We start from the raw sequence: 17273 nt of genomic DNA, 5'->3' as shown, positions 1-17273 counted from the left end.
CGCGCCAGGGGGTGCGCCTCCCGGAGCTTTCACCGGTGACCACGGTACGATCGATGTGACGTTCGCGCCAGAAGCGGACGCCGCTTACGGAGCAGGTGAGGAGGTGCTGATGCCCATTCTTCCGAGCATCTCAGGACCCAGGGACCTCGATGGTCTCAGTGCAGAGCAGCTGACGGAACTCGCTGCAGAGATTCGCGAGTTCCTCGTCGAGAACGTCTCCCGCACGGGTGGGCACCTTGGCCCGAACCTCGGCGTCGTCGAACTCACCATCGCGCTGCACCGCGTCTTCTCCTCACCGGACGATCCGTTCATCTTCGACACGGGACACCAGTCCTACGTGCACAAGTTGCTCACCGGTCGCCAGGACTTCTCCGGGCTTCGCGTGCGCGGCGGCCTCGCCGGTTACCCGCAGCGGTCCGAGAGCGCCCACGACGTCGTCGAGTCGTCGCACGCCTCCAGCTCGTTGAGCTGGGCGGACGGGGTGTCGCGTGCGCTCACGGCGACCGGACGCGCCGATCGTCACGTGGTGGCGGTCGTCGGCGATGGCGCTCTGACCGGCGGCATGACGTGGGAGGCGCTCAACAACATCTCCGATGACAACGACCGCAACCTCGTCATCGTCGTCAACGACAACGGGCGCTCCTACGCTCCGACGATCGGTGGGATGTCGCGCTATCTCAACCGCGTCCGCACGGCGGCGGCCTACAAAGAGCTCCACCACAAGTCCGATCGACTCTTCCGCGCGTTCGGTCCCGTGGGGCGCGCCCTCTTCCGCGGCGTACGCGGCGGCACGCACGGATTCCTCTCGCGCTTCACCAACAATGAGGCGCTCTACTCCAATCTCGACATCAAGTACCTCGGACCGGTCGACGGACACGATTTGCCGGCGCTCCTCGAGACGCTCGAACTCGCGAAGTCCTTCGGTGCTCCCGTCATCGTGCACGCGATCACCGAGAAGGGCCGCGGCTATCAGCCGGCCCGCGACGATGATGCCGATCAGTTCCACGCCGTCGGCAAGATCGATCCGACGACGGGGGAGACCCTCTCGTCGGGCGGTCGGGGATGGACCGACGTCTTCTCCGACTCGTTGGTCGCCGTGGGTGAGCGTAAGTCCGACGTGATCGCGATGACCGCAGCCATGCTGCGCCCGACCGGCCTCGCCCCGTTCGCCGAACGCTTCCCCGACCGTGTCTACGACGTGGGTATCGCCGAGCAGCACGCCGTCGCCTCGGCGGCCGGGCTCGCCTACGGCGGTCTGCACCCCGTCGTCGCGCTGTATGCGACCTTCATGGGGCGCGCCTTCGATCAGGTGCTCATGGACGTGGCCCTCCACCGTGCGGGGGTGACCTTCGTGCTCGACAGGGCAGGCGTGACCGGTCCGGACGGGCCGAGCCACCACGGCATGTGGGATCTCGCCATGCTGCAGATCGTTCCGCACATCCGCATCGCGGCACCGCGAGACGGTGCGCGACTGACGGAAGCGCTCGACGAAGCCGTCGAGGTCGACGACGCCCCCACGGTCATCCGCTTCCCGAAGGGCGAGGTATCGGCCGACCTCCCCGCGATCGAGCGCCTGGAAGACGGCGTCGACGTGCTGGACCGGGGCGAGTCCGAAGACGTGCTCATCGTCGCGATCGGACCGTTCGCGTCGATGGCGATGGATGTCGCGGCGCGCCTCCGCGCCCAGGGCATCGGCGCCACTGTCATCGACCCGCGCTGGGCGATTCCCGTGCAGCCCTCGATTCTGACCCTCGCCGCCCGTCACCGTCTCGTCATCACGCTCGAGGACGGCATCCGCGTCGGCGGTATCGGCACGCGCGTGCGACAGGTGCTGCGCGAGGCGGGGATCGACACCGCCGTCGACGAGCTCGGACTTCCCGACGAGTTCATCGACCACGCGTCGCGCGAGCAGATCCTCACGGATGCCGGGCTGACCGCCTCGAAGATCGCGCAGGACGTCGTGGCACAGGTGCTCGGCACCCGCATCCCGGTGGCGCGCAGCGTCGATGGGACGGGCGCGATCGAGTTGCCGCTGCACGAGCGTCGCTGGGCGGACTAGCCCGTCGTGTGATCTTCGTGAGCCGCGTCGAGATCGGTGCGGCGACGTCGGCGCGGCACCCAGAGCCCCGCGTCCTCGCGGAGCGCTCGACGGGCGGTCCACCACCATCCGAGCGGCACGGCGACCGCTGCGGCGATGCCGGGGAACAGGATGGAGATCGTTCCCGAGCTGATGCCGTACGTCAGGACGGCGAGCGGATGGCCGCCGCTGATCACCGTGAGGTAGAGCGCGGCGACCACGAGACCGAGCCCGGTGTACACCAGAAGGTGGAGCGGGATCGGCCGGATGCGTCGCATGGCGTGGCCGATGGGGCGAGCGAGAAGAACGCCGAAGACCATCACGATCGCCGCGATGATCCCCCCGAAGATCCCGACGATCAGCGGGAAGACCAGCGCGAGCGGCACGGTCGATGCGATGTCGTTCCCCGGGGACAGGCTCATCTGCGACGCATCGATCGCTGAGCCGATGCTGCTGACGGCGCTGGCGCCGACCAGCATCATCATGAAGATCACCCAGGTGGCGCATCCGCCGCGGAGCAACTCGTCGGAAGTGAACGCCATCGGCTGAGTGGCGCTGCGCTGGGTTCGCGGCTCTTGATCTGTCGTCATGACCGCACCTCCGCGACGAGGGTGAGGAGTTCTCGAGCGGTCGCGTGCACACCGGGAACGCGCACGAAGGGGAGTGCGACGGAGAGCAGTCGCAGCCCCGCATCCAGCATCCGCGCGGTCCCTGCATGGTGAGCGGACTCATCGTAGGTCCACCGGAGAACGAGCGCGAGGTAGACGACGAAGAGCGCGTCGGGGAGTCGCTCGGCGATGTCGGAGGGGAGCCGATGCTGTGCACCGTCGACCGCCTCCCGGAACAGGCCGACCGTGATCTCACGAGCGGGCGCGGAATCGGCGGACAGAGGATTGATCGGAGAATCCGGAGCGATCATCGCGGCGAGGAACCCGGGCGCGCTGCGCTCGTAGGGCGCCAGGGTCGACAGCCCCGTCTCGAACACCGCCCGAAGCCGGTCGACCAGTGCGCGTTCGGCGTCGAGGAGCGGGCGCACGGCGAGCGCGTGCTCGCGCTGCACGCGCTCGTAGAGGTCTTGCACGAGATGGTTCTTCGACGGGAAGTAGTAGTAGGCGTTCCCGACGGATACCCCCGCGGTCTCGGCGATCATGCGCATGGTCGTGTCGGCGTACCCGCGTTCGATGAAGGAGGCGGTCGCCGCTTCGCTGATCCGTGCGCGGGTGCGCTCGCTCTTCGAGAGGGCCGGCTCTGTTTCGAACATGTTCAAAATACTACACCCGCAGGGAGCGGATGTCAGTTGAGTGCGTGCAGCGCGGCGATCGTCCGAGGCGCGTCGCCGCTCTCGCGCAGGGCCTGCGACAGGAGATAGCCGTCGGTGAGGGCGTCTCCGGTGAGGAGCACATTCACCACTTCCACGCCGCATGCCGCGAGGACCTTGTCTGCACAGGCTTCGCGCACCTGAAGACTCAGGACGTCGTTGTGCGGAAGTTCCGCGCCCTCGAGCGAGCGGATGACGTCGCGGAGGGCCGCGGAGATGATGTTCGCCGCCCGCTCCGTGACGTTCACGACGTCGAGCTCGAAGACGCGCAGATCACGGCCCGAGGCGACCGGGCGCCACTCGAAGGAGGCATGCACGAGGTGCTGGTGCCCGGTCGCCCCCGTGAGCTGACGCGCAGGCAGGTCGGTCGCCCGACAGCGGACGTCGATGAGTTTGTACCAGTAGAAGAGAGGGAAAGCTCCGTGGGATCCCGGCCGGAGCACGACGACCTCGCCGACACCGTCGCCCTGCGCCTTGCCGGCGCGCCCGCGGCGGATGATCGGTCGGCCGTTGCGCGTGCGGATCGCCGCCCACCCCTCGTCGACGGTCACGATGAGGAGTTTCAGGAGAGCGGGGATCACGAGCAGGATCGTGAGGACCGCTGTGCCGGTCTTGACCAAGCCGCCCATCGCACCGCCGCCGAGTGCACTGAAGATCATGTCCACGTGCTCACTCTGCCTGTGATCACCTCGGGGAGGAGCATCCGGAGGGCCCTCCGCGCTCGACGTTCACGCACAGTTCCACGTCGGTTCCCCGGCGCGTTGCCGCTCAGTCGAGGTCGGCGAGGATTTCGGCGACCAGGCGTTCGGCCATCGGCAGGTTGCGCGCTCGGTCGTCGGCGACGAGCCCGATGCGGGTGCGCCGATCGAGCACGTCGTCGGCGGTCATCGCGCCCTCCACCCGTACCGCGAAATCGACATCCTGACGCGTGAGGTCGATGGGTTCCGCGTCGGGCGAGCCCCCGTGGGAGGCACCCGACGGGCGGACGTCGACGAGCCGCAGACGCGCCGTTGCGCTCGGTGCATCCGGAAGTCGTCGCGCACGGATCGCGACGTCGACGGCGTCCTCGGCCATGCGTCGGTAGGTGGTGAGCTTGCCGCCGAGAACGGAGACGAAGCCCGCCTCCGACACGGTCACGAGGTGCCGCCGGGAGACGTCGGCGGTCGAGGCCGTACCGCTGTCGACGAGCGGGCGCAGGCCGGCGAACGACCCGCGCACCTGATCACGGTGGATCGGCGTCGCGACGACCCGGTTCAGCGTGGCGAGCAGGAAGTCGATCTCGCCGTCGGTGGGTCGTGCCACCGATGGCACCGGCCCCGTCGTCGCTTCGTCGGTGAGCCCGACGATCACGCGGCCGTGCTGCTGGGGGAGTGCGAAGACGAAGCGGCTGACGGACCCCACGTGCGGAATGGTCACTGCAGCGGTCGGGTCGCCCAGGTCGGCGGCATCCAGCACGATATGCGTGCCCCGGCTCGGTCTGATCGAAAGGCTGTCATCGAGCGTTCCCGCCCAGACTCCGGTCGCGTTGATCACACTGCGCGCGCGGATGTCGAAGCGTTCGCCGGTCAGGGCGTCCTCGACGCTGGCGCCGTCGGCCCGCAGCTCACCCGCCCGCACGCGCGTCAGTACGCGTGCGCCGAGAGACGCGGCGGTGCGCGCGACCGTCACCACGAGGCGCGCATCGTCGACGAGCTGCCCGTCGTGCGAGAGCACTCCGCCACGCAGCCCTCGCGCCTCCAACGCGGGGAAGAGCCGCAGAGCCGTTCGCGCCGAGACGAACCGCGGGGGCGGCAGCACGGTGCGCGGGGTTCCTGCGCGGATTCTCAGCAGATCGCCCAGGCCCATGCCGATCGAACCGGTGGTGCGCTGGCGCATCGTGATGCCGGGGGAGAACGGGAGGAGCTGCGGCAGCGCCCGTATGAGATGCGGAGCGATGGACGTCATCAGCAGGTGCCGCTCGACCGCGCTCTCCCGTGCGGTCGCGACATCGCCGGTCGCGAGATACCGCAGGCCGCCATGGATCAGTTTGGAGCTGAAGCGGCTGGTACCGAACGCGAGATCTTCTGCGTCGATCAGCGTGACGGTGAGGCCCCGCGAGGCGGCATCGAGTGCCACGCCGACGCCGGTGATGCCGCCTCCGACCACGAGGACGTCGGTGGTGTCCTGCGAGGCGAGCGCGAGCTCGCTGCGCCGCCGCGCGGCGTTGAGGGCGGCGGAGGCGGGCGTCATGGTCGAAGGTGTCCGTCGAGGGCCGCGATGAGCTCGCTCGTCCAGGCGGCGTCGTCGATCAGCTCGGCCACGGTGCCGTGGGAGAGCACGGCCGATTGCGCGATGAGCAGCAGCATCACCGCGATCTGCTGCGGTTCTCCAGCGCGCACCGTGCCCCCGCGCTGGGCTGCGGCGATCGAGGCGGCGAGCCAGCTCAGGATCAGCCGCTGGCTCGATCCCACGCGTTGCAGGGTGTAGCGGGTGAATGCTTCGGGCTCGTCCGCGAGGAGATGCGAGTAGACGTCGTCGCGCTGGAACCGCTCGGAGAAGCGCAGCACATCGTCGACGAGGGCGGTTCTGCTCGTCGCGGGCGCAGGGAACTCGGCAAGGATGCTGGTGACACGGCGCAGGAGGGCTGATCGCACCACATCGTCGGCGTCGTTCCAGTGGCGGTAGATCGTCGGCCGGCTCAGGTCGGATCTGCGCGCGAGTTCGGCGATCGTGACGCCGTGCACTCCGCGACGAAGCAGGAGCGTGTCCGCGGCGTCGAGGATACGGTTCTGCGTCGCATCCCATTCGACAGTCTCTGGTTGACGTTCTTTCATGATGTGTCACACTGTAACCCATGAGCCCAGAGGATGGCAGTGTCGATGACGACCCGCCGATGCGATGGAACGGTTGGGGTGATCCGCGGCGCGAGAGCGCGCTGCCACTCGCCGTTCGTACACTTCTGCCGCTGCTGCTGGGTCGGGTGCGACGCCCGGCGAAGGCGGCCGAGCTCGGCGACGTCGACATCCCCGCGACGCGACTGACCGAGAGCGACATCGCGGGCCTCGCCGCCGCCGTCGGTGCGCAGCATGTCGATGTGTCGGCCGACGCGCGCATCCGTCACAGCCGAGGTCGCTCCACGCCCGATCTGCTGCGGAGCCGTGCGCACGAGCAGGACGCCCCGGATGCCGTCGTCCGGCCGGGCACGCACGACGAAGTGACAGCCGTGCTCGCGATCGCGAGCGACCTCGCCCTCGCCGTGATCCCCTTCGGAGGCGGGACGAGCGTCGTCGGCGCCCTGGAACCGCAGCGCGGCACGCAACGGGCGGTGGTCAGCCTCGATCTGCGCCGGTTGACGGGCCTGCTCGCGCTGGATGAGATCTCGGCGGTGGCGGTGCTCGCCGCCGGCACGACGGGGCCGGAGGCGGAGGAGCTGCTCGGGGCGCACGGATTCGAGCTCGGCCACTATCCGCAGAGCTTCCGGTATGCGACGATCGGCGGTTTCGCGGCCGCGCGGTCGTCAGGCCAGAACTCGGCCGGCCACGGTCGGTTCGAGACGATGGTCACCGGCATCCGCGTGGCCACGCCGACCGGGGACCTCGATCTCGGACGCGCCCCCGGATCAGCGGCCGGTCCCGATCTCGTGCGGGTCTTCCTCGGCTCGGAGGGCATCTTCGGGGTGATCACGGAGGTGCGCGTGCGCGTGCATCCCGTTCCGCAGAGCCGGGTGTTCGAGGCATGGTCGTTCCCCGACTTCGCCGCCGGCGCCGAAGGGCTGCGACAGGTCGCGCAGCACGGCGGTGGCCCCACCGTGATCCGCCTCTCCGACGAGGCGGAGACGGCGGTCAGTCTGGCCCAGGTCGGACGCATCGGCAAGGCGCTGTCCCGAGGGGCGAGCGTCGTCACGGTCTACGAGGGCGACGACATCGCGACTCGGCGGGAGCGTACGGCATCGTTGCTCCGGAACGCCGGGGGAACATCTTCCGGTGAAGGCGACGCCGCGGCATGGCGCGACGGACGTTTCGACGGCCCGTATCTGCGTGACGCACTGCTGGATGCCGGGGTGTTCTGCGAGACGTTGGAGACGGCGACGACGTGGTCGAACCTCGCGCGGTTGCGCGGAGCGATCACGGAAGCCCTGCGCGCGGGCTTCGCCGAGGCCGGCGCGAAGTCTTACGTCATGTGCCACGTCTCCCACATCTACCCCACGGGCGCCTCGCTCTACTTCACGGTGCTCGCCGGAGTGCGCGATGACCCGCTCGAGGTCTGGGGCCGGGTCAAGTCGCAGGTCAACGACGCGATCATGGCGAGCGGCGGCACGATCAGCCATCACCATGGCGTGGGTCGCGATCATGCGCCGTGGCTCGCCGAGGAGATCGGGGAGACCGGCGTGCGTATACTGACGGCGATCAAGCGCGAGCTCGATCCCCAGGGCATCCTGAATCCCGGTGCCGTGATCGCCCTGACGAAGGGGGACTGACGTGGAGGGGCACATCGCCGTGCTCTCCAACCCGTACGCGGGAAAGGGACAGGCGCGCGTCGCGACGGCGACGGCGATCGCGCATCTTCGGCGGCGGGGAGCGGAGGTGCGCGCGTATGCGGGTGACTCCGCCGCTGCGACGTCGGACCTCGCCGCGCGGGCCCTCGCCCAACAGCCGACCGTGCTGGTGATCGTCGGGGGAGACGGCACACTGTCGGGCATCCTCGACCGTGTGATCGACGCGCGCGTGCCCATCGCTCTCGTGCCGGCCGGAACCGGAAACGACCTGGCCCGGGCGATCGGGATTCCCCGACGCGACGCCGAAGCGGCGGCAGAGCTCGCACTCACCGGGGCGACGCGGCTCATCGACGTCGGGCAGGTACGCACCGCCGGCGGCACCACATCGTTCCTCACGGTCGCCGCGCTCGGCTTCGACGCCAAGGTGAGCGACCGCACCAACCGTCTGCGGTGGCCGCGTGGGGCTGCGCGCTATTATCTCGCGCTGCTCATCGAACTGGCACGACTGCGGCCGATGTCGTTCATGATCTCGATCGACGGCGAAGCGCCCGCATCGGTACCGGGCACACTCGTCGCGGTCGGCAACACCTCCAGTTACGGGGGAGGGATGCCGGTCTGCGCCGGCGCCGAACCGGACGACGGACTGCTCGACGTGGTGCAGGTCGCCCCCATCGGCAGGCTCCGGCTGGTGCGACTCTTCCCTCTACTTCTGCAGGGCCGTCATCTGGGGCGCACGGAGGTGCGGCACCGTCGCGCGGATTCGGTCACGGTCTCGGCGCCCGATCTGGTCGTCTACGCCGACGGTGAACGCGTCGCGGTCGTCGAGTGCACCATCGGCATCCGGCGCGCCGCCGTGACCATGATGGTGCCTGCCGGGAGACTCGATGCGTGACTTCGACGAGGACGTCGTGGTCATCGGGTCGGGGTTCGGCGGGTCCGTGGCGGCCTTGCGCGCCGCCGAGAAGGGCTACCGCGTGCGGGTGTTCGAAGCCGGCCGCAGGTTCGAGGACGACGACTTCGCAAAGACCAGCTGGAATGTGCGACGGTACCTGTGGATGCCCGCATTCGGATGCTTCGGCGTGCAGCGCATCCATCGCCTTCCGCACGTGATGATCCTCGCGGGGGCGGGCGTGGGCGGCGGATCGTTGAACTATGCGAACACGCTGTATCAGCCCGGTTCGGCGTTCTTCGTCGACGAGCAATGGCGGGGGATCGCCGACTGGGAATCCGAACTCGCCCCGCACTATGCAACGGCCAAGCGAATGCTCGGCGTCGTCGACCGCTACCCGCACACCGGCCCCGTAGAGCGGATCATGGCGGGCGCTGCACGCGATCTGGGCGTGGGGGATTCGTTCCGCCACGCACCTGTCGGAGTGTGGTTCGGCAGGCCGGGGGAGCGCACGCCGGATCCGTTCTTCGGTGGCGAGGGTCCCGATCGCACCGGGTGCACCCTGTGCGGCAACTGCATGGTCGGGTGCCGGATCGGAGCGAAGAACACCCTCATGAAGAACTACCTCGCCCTCGCCGAACGTCGCGGTGTCGTCATCGAGGCCCTGCGCACGGTCACGGAGATCCGCGCTCTGCACGGTGGCGGCTTCGCGGTGACGACCCGGCGCAGTGGCGCCTGGCTGCGGGGGAGACCGGCGACGGTGACCGCGCGCGAGGTCGTGCTCGCCGCCGGCACGTGGGGCACGCAGCAGTTGCTGCACCGGATGAAGCGCTCCGGCGCACTGCCCGGGATATCGGATGCCGTCGGTCGGCTGACACGGACGAATTCGGAGGCGCTCGACGGGGCCGTCGCCACGGCTGTTCCGGAGTCCCTGGAACTCGCGCGCGGGGTGGCGATCACGACGTCGTTCCACGTCGACGAGCGCACGCACGTCGAGAACGTCCGCTACGGGCCGGGGTCGAACCTCATGGGCGCGCTCGCGACCGTCATGGTCCCCGGCGGGCGTCCTCTGCGGGTGCGGCTCGCCAGCCTGGTGTCGCAGCTCGTGCGACGGCCTGTGCGGCACGCTCGCCTCGGCTCGCTGGGTCGCTGGAGCGAGCGCGGGATCATCGCTCTGGTGATGCAGACCGCCGACAATTCGTTGACGCTGTCCCTGCGTCGTCGTTTCGGGCGAGTGGTCATGACGAGCGCGCAGGGTCATGGAGAGCCCAACCCGAGCCATCTTCCCCAGGCGCACCGCGCTGCCGAGGCGATCGCCGCGCGGATGCAGCAGGAGAGCGGTGTGCCCGCAGAAGCCCGAGGATCCTGGCCGGAGGTGTTCGGGATCCCCTTGACCGCGCATTTCCTGGGGGGAGCCGTGATCTCCTCCTCGCCGGCCGCGGGCGTGGTCGATCGCTATCACCGCGTGTGGGGGCATCCGGACCTGCATGTCGTCGACGGATCCGCCGTTCCCGCCAATCCCGGGGTGAATCCCTCACTGACGATCACCGCGCTCGCAGAGCGGGCGATGTCGCACTGGCCGCACGCGCGTGGCGTCGACGAACGCCCGACGCAGACCGAACTCCTCGGGCGATGACACGCGAACGGGGGCCGTGCGCAGCGCACGACCCCCGTTCGATCCGATCGGATCAGCTGTTCTCGATACCGCGGATCTGCGGCGTGTGGAACGATCCGCCGAACGCACGATCCGAGGCGCCCTCGCGATCGAGGTAGGGCGAAGCGCCGCCATCGATGAACGGCCAGCCTGCTCCGAGGATCAGGCAGAGATCGATGTCCTCGACCTCCGGGACGACGCCCTCATCGAGCATCCGCTTGATCTCGTCGGCCAGCCCGTCCTGCACGCGCTGCAGGATCGTGGCCGTCGACGACGGCGCGGATCCGACCGCGGGCTTCAGCAATTTCTCGGCCTGCTTGGTCCACCCGGTGACGCGTCCGCCCTTGTCCTTCTCGACGATCGCGTCGAGCTCGGCGAGCGCGTGGAAGTTCTCGTTCGCGTAGAACCGGTCGGGGAACGCCGTCGCCATCGTGTCCTGCACGTGGGCCGCGACCTTCCAGCCCACCAGGTCGATCAGCTGGAACGGACCCATCGGCAGGCCCAGGGGGCCGAACGCCTTCTCGACGTCGACGAGCGGGGTTCCTTCGTAGACCGCACGCGCGGCCTCGCCCATGACCTTCGCGAGCAGTCGGTTCACGACGAAGCCGGGCGCATCGGCGGTCAGCACCGCGTTCTTGCCCAGATTCCGCGCCACCACGAAGGCCGTCGACAGGGCAGCGTCGGAGGTGGTCGCCGTCTTCACGATCTCGATCAACGGCATGACCGCGACCGGGTTGAAGAAGTGGAAACCGACGAGGCGCTCGGGGTGCGCCAGCTTCGAACCGATCTCCTCGACCGACAGCGACGAGGTGTTCGTGGCGAGGATGGCATCGTCGGCGATGATCTTCTCGATCTCACCGAAGACCTGCTGCTTCACCCCGACCTCTTCGAACACGGCCTCGATGACGAAGTCGCAGTCCGCGTACAGGCTCTTGTCCGTCGTGCCCGTCACGAGTGCGCGGAGCTTGTTCGCGCTGTCGGAGTCGAGCCGACCCTTGGCCTCGAGCTTGCCGATCTCCTCGTGGATGTACGCCACGCCCTTGTCGACGCGCGCCTGGTCGAGATCGGTGATGAGCACCGGCACCTGGAGCTTGCGCACGAACAGCAGCGCGAACTGGCTGGCCATCAGCCCGGCACCGATGATGCCGACCTTCGTGACCTTCTTCGCCAATGCCTTGTCGGGAGCGCCGACCGGCCGCTTCGCGCGCTTCTGCACGAGATCGAACGCGTACATGGACGCCGCGAACTGATCACCCGTGACGAGAGCGGCGAGCGCCTCGTCTTCGCGGGCGAAGCCCTCGGCCTTCGTGCCGCCCTTCGCCTTGTCGAGCAGCTCGAGCGCCGCGTACGGCGACTTCGGAACCGTGCCGATCTTCGATTCGAGCATGCCGCGCGCCATCTTGATCGCGATCGGCCACTTCGTGAGCCGCTCGATCTTGCCGGGCTCGTTCTTGCGCTCGACCTTCTTACCGCCGAGCACCGCGTCAGCCCAGGCGAGCGAGTTCTCGAGGTAGTTCGCCGCGGGGAAGATCGCGTCGAAGATGCCGAGGTCGAACGCCTGCTGCGGCTTGAGCATCCGGTTCTGCTTGAGCGGGTTCGAGATGACGACCTCGAGCGCGTTCTCGATGCCGATCAGGTTCGGCAGCAGGTAGGCCCCGCCCCAACCCGGGATGATGCCGAGGAAGACCTCGGGCAGCGCGACGGCCGCTGCCGACGAGTCGACGGTGCGGTACGTCGAGTTCAGGGCGATCTCGAGTCCGCCGCCGAGTGCGAGACCGTTGACGAAGGCGAAGGTGGGGACGCCCAGTTCGCCGAGCGAACCCAGGACCTTGTGCCCGAGCTGCGCGATCAGACGCGCGTTGTCGCGGGATCCGACCTTGCTGATGTCGGAGAGATCGGCGCCGGCGGCGAGGATGTACTGCTTGCCGGTGATGCCGACCGCCTGGATCTCGCCGGCCGAGGCACGCGCCTTCAGCGCCTGGAGCGTCTCGCCGAGCTGCGTGAGCGTCGCCGGGCCCAGAGTGTTGGGGCGGTTGTGATCACGACCGTTGTCGAGGGTGATGAGGGCGAGCACCTTGCCGGATGCCAGGCGGATGTCGCGGACGGGGGACTGCGTGATCACCTCGCCCTCGGTGAGCGCCTGGATCGGCGAGAAGTCGACGTTCGCGTACTGTTCTGAAATCGTGTGGGCCATGACCGCACTCACTTCCGCTTCTTGCCGTTGTAGTGCGGGTTCTCCCAGATGACGGAACCGCCCTGTCCGAGACCCACGCACATCGCCGTGAGGCCGTAACGCACGTCAGGGCGTTCGGCGAACTGGGCGGCGAGCTGGATCATCAGACGAACGCCGGATGCCGCGAGCGGGTGTCCGAGGGCGATCGCGCCGCCCCACTGGTTCACGCGGGGGTCGTCATCGGCGATGCCGAAGTGGTCGAGAAGCGAGATCACCTGGATGGCGAAGGCCTCGTTCAGCTCGAACAACCCGATGTCGGAGATGTCGAGACCGGCCTTCTTGAGGGCCTTCTCGGTCGAGGGGATCGGGCCGATGCCCATGATTTCGGGCTGGACGCCGGCGAAGGCGAACGACACCATGCGCATCTTCGGGGCGAGCCCGAGTTCCTTCACCGCGCCGCCACCGGCGAGGAGTGACATCGTCGCGCCGTCGGTGAGCGGAGAAGAAGTGCCGGCCGTCACGCGCCCGTGCGGGCGGAACGGGGTCTTGAGCGCGGCGAGGTCTTCCATCGTCGTCTGCGGTCGGCGACCCTCGTCTTCGGTGGCGAGTCCCCAGGCGCCGTCGGCGCCCTTGATGGCGACCGAGACCAGGTCGGGCTGGATCTTGCCGGCGTCGTAGGCCGCCTGCACCTTGTGCTGACTGAGCATCCCGAAGCGGTCCGAGCGCTCCTTCGTCAGGTGGGGGAAGCGGTCGAAGATGCGCTCCGCGGTCACACCCATGTTGAGGGCGCCCGGGTCGACCATCTTCTCCGCGACGAAGCGGGGATTCGGGTCGGCGTTGTCGCCGATCGGGTGGTGGCCCATGTGCTCGACACCTCCCGCGAGGGCGAGGTCGTACATGCCGACGCCGATCGAGGCGCCCATGGTCGTCACGCTGGTCATCGCGCCGGCGCACATGCGTTCGACGGCGAGTCCCGGCACGGTCTGCGGGAGTCCCGCGAGGATCGCGACGGAGCGGCCCAGCGTGAGGCCCTGATCTCCGGTCTGCGACGTGGCGGCGATCGCCACATCATCGATGCGGTCGGCCGGGACGGCCTGATTCCGCTGCATGAGACCGATGGTCGCCTTCACGGCGAGGTCATCAGCACGGGTGTTCCAGTACATGCCCTTTTCGCCGGCGCGCCCGAAGGGGGTGCGCACTCCATCGACGAAGAAGACGTCCGAGATCTCGGCCACTCTGCCTCCAAGTTTGTGCGGTGGCCTCAGTCTAGGGAGACCCCGAAAACGGGAGGAATCGGTTGGATCGAACCTACGAAGCCTCAGCGGGAGCGCTGTCCGGGACTTGCGCTGCTTCTACAAAAGCATCTGCGATCTTCTGTGCAGTTTGTTCAATCTGCCAGCGACGAGCACCGAGGGCCGCGAGCGCCTCGCCGATCTCCTCTGCCGTGGTACCGGCAGGTTCCCACGCCACGCGTCGCAGGTATTCCGGGGTGAGGAGATTCTCGGTGGGCATGTGCAGCTCTTCCGCCACGGCCTCCACGGCCGGACGTGCCGCCTTCAGGCGTGCATCCGCTTCCGGATTGCGATCGACCCAGGCGCGGGGCGGGGGGAGCGCATCGCTCGGCACACGTTCCCGCGGCAGCTCTTCCGTGGCCCGGCCGTCGACGAAGGCCTGCCACCAGCGATCGAGCTGGGTTCGACTGGCGCGACCCTGGAACTCCTTGATGCCGGCGAGTGCCTGCTTGCTCTGCGGGTTCGCCATGACGGCGGCCACCAGCGAGCGATCGGGGATGAGGCGACCCGGAGAGACGTCCTGCTCCTGAGCGAATGCCTCTCGGGCCTGCCACAGCGCTCGCGCGACGGCGAGGTTGCGCGCGCCGCGCACCTGGTGCAGGCCGCTCAGGCGCCGCCAGGGGTCTTCGCGCGGCGGCTTCGGTGCACGGGACAGAGTCGCCGCGAACTCCTCGGCCGCGAATTCCGTCTTGCCCTGCTCCTCGAGCTCGAGCACCAGGGCGTCCCGGACATCGATCAGATGGAGCACATCGAGCGCCGCGTAGTCGAGCCACGAGTCCGGAAGCGGTCGGGTCGACCAGTCGGCCGCCGAGTGCTCCTTCTTGAGCGTGATGCCCAGCGTCTCCTCGACGACGGCGGCCAGTCCGACGCGTTCATGCCCGAGCAGGCGGGAAGCGAGTTCGGTATCGAAGATGATGTGCGGGTCGAGGTCGAGCTCTCGCAGCGACGGAAGGTCCTGGCTCGCCGCGTGGAACACCCACTCGATGTCGCCGATCGCCTCACTCAGCGCGCTGAAGTCGCCGATCGCGGGGGGATCGAACAGGAAGACGCCCGCGCCCTGGCGGAACACCTGTACGAGGTACGCGCGCTGCGAGTAGCGGAATCCGGATGCCCGCTCCACGTCGACGGCCACAGGGCCTTCGCCCGCCGCCAGCGCGGCACAGGCAGCGCGGAACTCCTCGGCATCCGAGATCACGGAGTATTCAGTCACGTACAGCCTTTCGCGCGCCGATCACGGCGATGCCCTCGGAACCGGGCGGAAGACCCGCCAGCATTCCGACCAGTTCGGCCCACGCCTCGACGTGCGGTCGGAACGGGCCTTCTGGAGTCCAGGACGCCCGCAATTCTATCTGCGCTCCGTCGCCTTCGAGGGCGAGGCCGCCGAAGCCTTTCGACAGAGTCTTCGTGGAGGTGCCGGATGCCGCGCGGTAAATGGCATCGCGCGACTCGAGCGCGTCGACCAGCCATGACCACGTGACGTCCGCCAGCAGGGGATCCGTGCCGATCTCCGTCTCGAGCGGCGCCTGGGCGAAGGCGACGATCCGCCATGCTCCGCCCCAGGCGTCCGGCTCGTCGGGATCGTGCAGCAGGACGAAGCGACCGGTGCCGTATGCGGAGTCGCCGTCGTCGTCGGGCCGCACGTCGGCGGCGAGTGCGAGCGCGTACGGGGCGAGCCCCTGGGGCGTGGGAATCTCACGCACCACGATGTCGGCTCGGAACGCAGTCTCGTGCAGTTCGGCCGTGGCGCTTTCGAAGAGGGTCCCAGCATCGGGGTGTGCGGTCACGCCAACAGGCTAGAGTCAGGAGGCGATGAAGAGTCTCAGGCACGCCGTTGCACTCCTTCTCCCTGTTCTACTCGCACTCGGAGCGGCGTCTGCGCTGCTCGTTTTCAGCGTGGCCCGTCGAGTCGTCACCCCCGCGCGCAGTGGACCCAATGCGAAGATCATCGCGGTCGACACGGGGGCCCAGACGATCGAGCTGGAGCGCACGCTCGACACCGAGCTGCCCGGTCGATACGGCCTGTTCACGACCGGAACCTATGGCTACGTCAAGCTCGGAGCCGTGCTGAGCGCCGATGCCGACACGGTGCGGCGCAAGCTGCTCACCCAGATCGATCCGGGTGCGCGTGTGGATCGAGCGGCGGGATTCAGCGGCTGGTACTACGCCACGCCCGCCGAACTGCACCTGCGCTGGGAGAACATCCTGATCGGATCGCAGTCCGGCCCGTGCCCGGCCTGGTTCTTCCCCGGAGAATCGTCGACCTGGGTGATCCAGGTGCACGGCAGGGGGACCACCCGCGCCGAGTGCCTGCGCGCCGTGCCGGTGCTGCATGCGGCGGGCCTGCCGAACCTGGTCGTGTCGTATCGCAATGACGGCGAGGCGCCCCGCAGTCGGAGCGGGGCATACGCCTTGGGCGCGAGCGAGTGGCGCGACGTCGATGCGGCGATCGCCTACGCCCTGCGTCATGGCGCTGCGCGTGTGATCCTGATGGGCTGGTCGATGGGCGGCGCGATCGCCCTCCAGACCGCCGTGAACTCGGGCAACCGCGACCGCATCGTCGGTGTGATCCTCGACTCGCCCGTCGTGGATTGGCGAACCGTGCTCAAGTTCCAGGCCCGGGAGGCAGGCCTCCGGGCGCCGTTGCCGGGGCTTGCGATGACCGCGCTCTCGCAGCCGCTCACCGCTCGTCTGAGCGGAGCGGAAGATGCGATCCCGTTCGACCGTCTCGACATGGTCGCGCGGGCCGATGAACTGGTCGCGCCGATGCTCATCCTCCACAGCGACGACGACGGGTTCGTGCCGTCGGATGCGTCGCATGCACTGCGCGATGCTCGCCCCGACCTCGTGACGATGCCGCCCTTCGCCGGCGCGCGCCACACGAAGATCTGGAACTACGACGAGAACGGCTGGACGACCGCGATCACCGACTGGCTGCAGGCGCAGGGATTCAGCGCTTTTGCCTGACCTGCTTCTTGGCGCGCATGAGCATTCCGGTCATCCCGCCGATCCGCAGCGGTGAGACCGCCTTGGTGAGGCCAATCGACTGCGGGTAGTCCTCGGGAATCGCCAGCACCTCGTCCGGCGTGAGCCCGGTGATGCCCTGCACGAGGATGCTGGCGAAGCCACGAGTGGTCGGCGCCTCCGGGGGCGCCGTCGCGTGCATGACCACCCGACCGTCGACGACCTCGACGTAGATGTACACCGGGGATTGACATTCCGCGACCCGCTCGCACATCTCGGGGTGGTCGGCCACCTCATCGGAAACCGGGGGCAGCTCGTCGGAGAACTCCAGCAGGAGCAGCAGACGATCAGCCTCGGGGGTCTCGAGAAAGGCGTCTCGGATCTCAGCGAGGGTGTCAGGAACGTGCGTTTCGCTCATCCCTGTCATTGTCACAC

General features: G+C 68.6%; 15 protein-coding genes. 5 read left to right on the top strand and 10 right to left on the bottom strand.

Going from position 1 to position 17273, the window contains the following annotated elements; translation table 11 throughout:
• The first annotated feature begins 109 nt into the window (after positions 1-109).
• On the top strand, positions 110-2059 hold the full coding sequence (dxs, locus tag ACIOSY_RS11310) for a 1-deoxy-D-xylulose-5-phosphate synthase (protein ID WP_400853206.1): 1950 nt from the start codon (positions 110-112) through the stop codon (positions 2057-2059).
• Here the strand turns inward: dxs and ACIOSY_RS11305 are convergent.
• The 5 genes from ACIOSY_RS11305 to ACIOSY_RS11285 all read right to left on the bottom strand — a co-directional run bounded on the left by ACIOSY_RS11305 (position 2056) and on the right by ACIOSY_RS11285 (position 6208).
• The gene (locus ACIOSY_RS11305; RefSeq protein ID WP_400853204.1) at positions 2056-2667 is read right to left on the bottom strand and encodes a hypothetical protein; all 612 of its coding nucleotides are present in this window, start codon (positions 2665-2667) and stop codon (positions 2056-2058) included. The two genes, dxs and ACIOSY_RS11305, sit on opposite strands and share 4 nt — an antisense overlap.
• Positions 2664-3338 (bottom strand): TetR/AcrR family transcriptional regulator, encoded by a 675-nt coding sequence (locus ACIOSY_RS11300; RefSeq protein WP_400853202.1) that lies wholly within the window; start codon positions 3336-3338, stop codon positions 2664-2666. The genes ACIOSY_RS11305 and ACIOSY_RS11300 overlap by 4 nt, the downstream gene beginning before the upstream one ends.
• Positions 3339-3370: 32 nt before the next feature.
• Positions 3371-4054, bottom strand: a complete 684-nt coding sequence (locus ACIOSY_RS11295) for an SPFH domain-containing protein (protein ID WP_400853829.1) — start codon at positions 4052-4054, stop codon at positions 3371-3373.
• Positions 4055-4163: 109 nt separating this feature from the next.
• Positions 4164-5624 (bottom strand): glycerol-3-phosphate dehydrogenase/oxidase, encoded by a 1461-nt coding sequence (locus ACIOSY_RS11290; protein ID WP_400853200.1) that lies wholly within the window; start codon positions 5622-5624, stop codon positions 4164-4166.
• The gene (locus ACIOSY_RS11285; protein WP_400853198.1) at positions 5621-6208 is read right to left on the bottom strand and encodes a TetR/AcrR family transcriptional regulator; all 588 of its coding nucleotides are present in this window, start codon (positions 6206-6208) and stop codon (positions 5621-5623) included. The genes ACIOSY_RS11290 and ACIOSY_RS11285 overlap by 4 nt, the downstream gene beginning before the upstream one ends.
• Positions 6209-6228: 20 nt before the next feature.
• On the opposite strand from ACIOSY_RS11285, the gene ACIOSY_RS11280 reads away from it, so the two are divergent.
• The 3 genes from ACIOSY_RS11280 to ACIOSY_RS11270 are packed head-to-tail and all read left to right on the top strand — an operon-like array spanning position 6229 to position 10394.
• Positions 6229-7851: an FAD-binding oxidoreductase gene (locus tag ACIOSY_RS11280; protein WP_400853196.1), complete on the top strand. Its 1623-nt coding sequence runs from the start codon at positions 6229-6231 to the stop codon at positions 7849-7851.
• 1 nt (position 7852) lies between these two features.
• Positions 7853-8761, top strand: coding sequence for a YegS/Rv2252/BmrU family lipid kinase (locus tag ACIOSY_RS11275; RefSeq protein ID WP_400853194.1), 909 nt, complete (start codon positions 7853-7855; stop codon positions 8759-8761).
• Positions 8754-10394, top strand: a complete 1641-nt coding sequence (locus ACIOSY_RS11270) for a GMC oxidoreductase (RefSeq protein ID WP_400853192.1) — start codon at positions 8754-8756, stop codon at positions 10392-10394. The genes ACIOSY_RS11275 and ACIOSY_RS11270 overlap by 8 nt, the downstream gene beginning before the upstream one ends.
• 52 nt (positions 10395-10446) lie before the next feature.
• On the opposite strand, the gene ACIOSY_RS11265 is transcribed toward ACIOSY_RS11270, so the two are convergent.
• The 4 genes from ACIOSY_RS11265 to ACIOSY_RS11250 all read right to left on the bottom strand — a co-directional run bounded on the left by ACIOSY_RS11265 (position 10447) and on the right by ACIOSY_RS11250 (position 15661).
• Positions 10447-12606, bottom strand: a complete 2160-nt coding sequence (locus tag ACIOSY_RS11265; RefSeq protein WP_400853827.1) for a 3-hydroxyacyl-CoA dehydrogenase NAD-binding domain-containing protein — start codon at positions 12604-12606, stop codon at positions 10447-10449.
• Positions 12607-12614: 8 nt separating this feature from the next.
• A complete protein-coding gene (locus tag ACIOSY_RS11260) occupies positions 12615-13820 on the bottom strand; it encodes a thiolase family protein (RefSeq protein ID WP_400853190.1) in 1206 nt (401 codons plus the stop codon).
• A gap of 73 nt (positions 13821-13893) precedes the next feature.
• Positions 13894-15087: a ribonuclease D gene (locus ACIOSY_RS11255; RefSeq protein ID WP_400853188.1), complete on the bottom strand. Its 1194-nt coding sequence runs from the start codon at positions 15085-15087 to the stop codon at positions 13894-13896.
• Positions 15080-15661 carry a DUF3000 family protein gene (locus tag ACIOSY_RS11250; RefSeq protein ID WP_400853186.1) on the bottom strand — a complete coding sequence of 194 codons (582 nt, stop codon included), beginning with the start codon at positions 15659-15661 and terminating at the stop codon, positions 15080-15082. Before ACIOSY_RS11250 ends, ACIOSY_RS11255 begins: the two co-directional genes overlap by 8 nt.
• 25 nt (positions 15662-15686) lie before the next feature.
• On the opposite strand from ACIOSY_RS11250, the gene ACIOSY_RS11245 reads away from it, so the two are divergent.
• Complete coding sequence (locus ACIOSY_RS11245; RefSeq protein WP_400853184.1) at positions 15687-16841, top strand: alpha/beta hydrolase family protein; 1155 nt, start codon at positions 15687-15689, stop codon at positions 16839-16841.
• On the opposite strand, the gene ACIOSY_RS11240 is transcribed toward ACIOSY_RS11245, so the two are convergent.
• The gene (locus tag ACIOSY_RS11240) at positions 16825-17256 is read right to left on the bottom strand and encodes a SufE family protein (protein WP_400853182.1); all 432 of its coding nucleotides are present in this window, start codon (positions 17254-17256) and stop codon (positions 16825-16827) included. The genes ACIOSY_RS11245 and ACIOSY_RS11240 overlap by 17 nt on opposite strands.
• Positions 17257-17273 lie beyond the last annotated feature (17 nt).

This window comes from Microbacterium sp. NPDC087665 (assembly GCF_044743285.1).
GTDB lineage: Bacteria > Actinomycetota > Actinomycetes > Actinomycetales > Microbacteriaceae > Microbacterium.
Note: the sequence above shows the minus strand (reverse complement) of the source record. Positions and strands in the feature narration are given on the sequence as shown.

Excerpts from the sequence above, each read along its gene's own strand:
- dxs (WP_400853206.1), top strand. The coding sequence starts at position 110 with ATGCCCATTCTTCCGAGCATCTCAGGACCCAGGGACCTCGATGGTCTC.
- ACIOSY_RS11305 (WP_400853204.1), bottom strand. The coding sequence starts at position 2,667 with ATGACGACAGATCAAGAGCCGCGAACCCAGCGCAGCGCCACTCAGCCG.
- ACIOSY_RS11300 (WP_400853202.1), bottom strand. The coding sequence starts at position 3,338 with ATGTTCGAAACAGAGCCGGCCCTCTCGAAGAGCGAGCGCACCCGCGCA.
- ACIOSY_RS11295 (WP_400853829.1), bottom strand. The coding sequence starts at position 4,054 with ATGATCTTCAGTGCACTCGGCGGCGGTGCGATGGGCGGCTTGGTCAAG.
- ACIOSY_RS11290 (WP_400853200.1), bottom strand. The coding sequence starts at position 5,624 with ATGACGCCCGCCTCCGCCGCCCTCAACGCCGCGCGGCGGCGCAGCGAG.
- ACIOSY_RS11285 (WP_400853198.1), bottom strand. The coding sequence starts at position 6,208 with ATGAAAGAACGTCAACCAGAGACTGTCGAATGGGATGCGACGCAGAAC.
- ACIOSY_RS11280 (WP_400853196.1), top strand. The coding sequence starts at position 6,229 with ATGAGCCCAGAGGATGGCAGTGTCGATGACGACCCGCCGATGCGATGG.
- ACIOSY_RS11270 (WP_400853192.1), top strand. The coding sequence starts at position 8,754 with ATGCGTGACTTCGACGAGGACGTCGTGGTCATCGGGTCGGGGTTCGGC.
- ACIOSY_RS11265 (WP_400853827.1), bottom strand. The coding sequence starts at position 12,606 with ATGGCCCACACGATTTCAGAACAGTACGCGAACGTCGACTTCTCGCCG.
- ACIOSY_RS11245 (WP_400853184.1), top strand. The coding sequence starts at position 15,687 with ATGAAGAGTCTCAGGCACGCCGTTGCACTCCTTCTCCCTGTTCTACTC.
- ACIOSY_RS11240 (WP_400853182.1), bottom strand. The coding sequence starts at position 17,256 with ATGAGCGAAACGCACGTTCCTGACACCCTCGCTGAGATCCGAGACGCC.